Origin of the sequence: Mycobacterium sp. (assembly GCF_039583805.1) — a bacterium.
Lineage (GTDB): Bacteria > Actinomycetota > Actinomycetes > Mycobacteriales > Mycobacteriaceae > Mycobacterium.
Genome location: NZ_JAVKSH010000090.1, coordinates 12,638 through 15,931, shown reverse-complemented (window position 1 = coordinate 15,931; position 3,294 = coordinate 12,638). Strand labels below are relative to the sequence as shown.

Genomic DNA, 3,294 nt, shown 5'->3' with positions numbered 1-3,294 from the left:
CGATTTTTTGGCATCTCTGGCCGATCGCGCTGACCTGCCGGGCCCGCGGCTTGTTGGAGGCACCCCGGGAGCCGCTGATCCGCCGCGCAGCGTTGGGGGCACTCGTCGACGGCGGCGCTTCGGACCGTGTCGAAATCCCCTGGTCCGAAGATCCTCGGTGCCGATTATTCGCAGAATCGGACACTCTCGCATGAGGTTTCGTCCACAATCACGCACCTCGACTGCTCCTCGCGTTTGCGAGTCGACCGTGCACAATTATCGCCGGCGGTACACATGGGCGCGGTGCTCGATACGGCCGATCAGCACAACGTGGTCGTCGTCGAGGATTCGGAAGGTGACGCGGTAGTCACCGCGCCGCGCGACGTGCCATCCAGATAGCTCGTAACGGAGCGGTTTTGAAATCTGGCGTGGGTTGGTGGGCAAGGTGCCAGTGATGAATTCGACGACGGCGGTGGCAACCTTGGGGGGCAGCTCGTCGAGCGCTCTGATGGCACCGGGTGATAGTTGTACGGACCATGCGCGGCGGTCGTCGGTCACGGTAGGCCGTAGCGGCGGCGCAATTCTTCGCCGCTGACCGTTGTGCCGGCGGCGTACGCGGTGTCGGCTTCGGCGAGCTCGGTCGTCAGGCCGGGAGTCCGCAGGGCATGCAGTGTTTCGTGCAACGAGTCCAAGTCGTCGGCCGACATAAGGACGGCGGCGGCACGGCCGTGCCGGGTGATGCGGATGATCTCGTGCGTCGTGTCGGCCTCGTCGACCAGCGCAGAAAGCTTGTCTTTGGCTTCGGTAAGCGGGACGGTCCTCATTGCGACAATATAGCCTGTAATCTGACTGCTGTCTGGCTAGTTATTTAGCCTATCGGTTGCCTGCGTTGCGCCGTTGTAGCTGCGTCACACTCCCTTGGGGCGTGTCCCGATCACTCCGGCGGACGCCAAGCGCACAAGGTCTGCGTCGGTCAGCCCGCATAGCTCGCGCAGTATCTCGGCGTTGTGCTCGCCCAGGGTCGGGGGGGTGCGCTGCAGCCACCCGCGCATGCCGCGTAACGGGGCGAACGGCGGCCGCGGGTACTGGCCAACACCGGTGCGCGGATGGTCAAGGGGCTCGAAGAATCCGCGCGCGCCCAGCTGCCGGTTCTCGGTCACCAGCGACGGCGACACCACCGGCGCAGCCGGAATACCGGCGCCGGCAAGGCTTTCCACGGCCGCATACAGGTCCCGGGTGGCGAACCACTCGGCCAGCCGCCGGTCGACGTCGTCGGCGCGCCGGTGTCGTCCGGCGACAGTGGCCAGATGCTCGTCGGCGCTCCACGGCGGTCGGCCCATCAGGTCGACCAGCGCCCGCCACTGCTCGTCGGTGCCCACCGTCACAGCCAGCCAGTCGTCGGCACCGGCGCAGCGGTAGAGGTTCTGGACGGCCACGCCGTGGCCGCGGTTGCCCCGGCGGTGCAGCGTCACCCCGAAGACCTCGGCCTCGATCGGCGCCACCGCGGCGGCGTTGAGCACCGCTTCGATCATCGGCAACTCGACGAGCTGGCCCGTCCCGGTGCGCTCGGCAAACTGCAGCGCCGCCAGCACCGCGACGGCGGCGTGGATGCCGGCCAGCGGGTCAGCGGGTCCCCTGGGCGCGACGGGCGGGCCGTCGGGCAATCCGGTCACCCACGCCAGGCCGGCGATCTGTTCCATAGTGGGCGCGAAGCCGACCCGGTCGCGCCACGGCCCGTCCAGCCCAAACGCCGGCATCCGGGCGACAACCAGCCTGGGGTTGACGGCCAGCAGCGCGTCCGCGGTGAGGCCGAAGTTGTCCATGACCCGCGGGGTGAAGTTCTCGATCACCACGTCGGCGCCGGCGACCAGCCCGGTGAACAGCCGCCGGCCTTCGCCGGAACCCAAGTCGAGGGTGACCGACCGCTTGTTGGCGTTGACGGCATGAAACACCCAGGAGTACTCCCACCAGTCGTCGACGTCGGTGCGCATACCGCCGGAATACCGGATGCCGTCCGGCCGCTGGATCGACTCGATCTTGATGACGTCGGCGCCGAACGCCGCGAGCAGGTGGGTGGCGGCCGGTCCCGCCCAGAATGCGGTCAGGTCGATGACGCGCACACCGTCGAGCGGCAGCCGCCCTTCCGTCGCCGTCGCCGCGGATTCCCTTGGTTCCCAGGCCGGCTCGTCATTGTCCTGGCCGAGCGCGGGTGCCGTTCGCACCGCGGCGGGCCGGCAGCGCGACATCAGCCAGGGGCTGCGGGGCTGATGGAAGCCGGCCGGGTTGCGCACGAACACGCCCCGCTCACGCATGTAGGCCATGTCCCGGATCGTCGACCCGTTGCCCAGCGCCGCGATCGGCAGCCGGAACAGGCCGCCGAGCTCGACGATCTCGTCGACCGTGCGTTCGGCCAGCCAGGGGCCGATCCGTTCGCGGATGACGTCCCGGTACTCCCAACGGCCGATCTGGAACTGCAGTTGCGGGATCTCGGCCAGTTCGGGGCAGTCGACCATCGCGATGAAGTCGAGCCACTGCTGGCCGGTGACCATCGTGATCCCGACGTAGCCGTCCTTGGCCGGCTCTATCGACGGCACCTCGACAGTTCGGCTCACCGGCGGCATGCGCAGCAGCTGCGAATGCAGCCACTCGCCGCTCTGCATCAGCGTCATCGCCTCCAGCATCGACAGGTCCAGATGCTCACCCGGTCCGCCGTGCTCGACCCGGCGGCGCACCGCCAGCGCACCGAACGCGGCGAACGCCCCGCTCATGTACTCCCCCAGGCCGCCGCCGATCGAGATCGGCGGCCCGGCCGGCTCGCCGCGAAAACCGGTCAACCCGGCCCAGGCCTGCAAAGTGAACTCGCTGGCGGCACGTTCGGCGTGCGGCCCGGTCCAGCCGAAATCCGAAATCGTCACCAGCACAACATGTTCGGGCAACAGCAATGGATCGATGCCCAGCTCGACGGCCTGTCGGCGTCGTGCGGTCACCACGACGATGTCGGCGCCGGCGAGCTCGGCACGGTAGCGTTCGTCCGACGGCCGGCAGGTCAGGCTGTGTTTGCCGGCGTTGAGGTAGCCGAACAGCGGCGAGTCGGTGCCGTCCGGCAGCAAGCAGCCGGTGGCGCTGAATCGCCGCAGCGGATCGCCTTGCGGCGGTTCGATCTTCCGAACGTCCGCACCGGCGTCGACCAGCAGCTTGCCACAGTAGGCCCCGGCCACCCGATCGCTGATCTCGATCACCCTCACGTCGCGCAGGGGCGTCGGCCGGCTGTCGCTCACCTGGCTATTGTGCCATTACTGTTAAGATTGCCAGATG

3 protein-coding genes are annotated in these 3,294 nt (G+C 68.4%); all 3 read right to left on the bottom strand.

Translation table 11 applies throughout. The features are described from left to right. Positions 1–255: 255 nt before the first annotated feature. The 3 genes from ABDW21_RS12830 to ABDW21_RS12820 all read right to left on the bottom strand — a co-directional run bounded on the left by ABDW21_RS12830 (position 256) and on the right by ABDW21_RS12820 (position 3,257). Positions 256–537, bottom strand: a complete 282-nt coding sequence (locus ABDW21_RS12830; RefSeq protein ID WP_343710524.1) for a type II toxin-antitoxin system RelE/ParE family toxin — start codon at positions 535–537, stop codon at positions 256–258. Then, the gene (locus tag ABDW21_RS12825; RefSeq protein ID WP_343601697.1) at positions 534–803 is read right to left on the bottom strand and encodes a type II toxin-antitoxin system Phd/YefM family antitoxin; all 270 of its coding nucleotides are present in this window, start codon (positions 801–803) and stop codon (positions 534–536) included. Before ABDW21_RS12825 ends, ABDW21_RS12830 begins: the two co-directional genes overlap by 4 nt. 84 nt (positions 804–887) lie before the next feature. After that, complete coding sequence (locus ABDW21_RS12820; RefSeq protein ID WP_343710523.1) at positions 888–3,257, bottom strand: CoA transferase; 2,370 nt, start codon at positions 3,255–3,257, stop codon at positions 888–890. Positions 3,258–3,294: the final 37 nt, after the last annotated feature.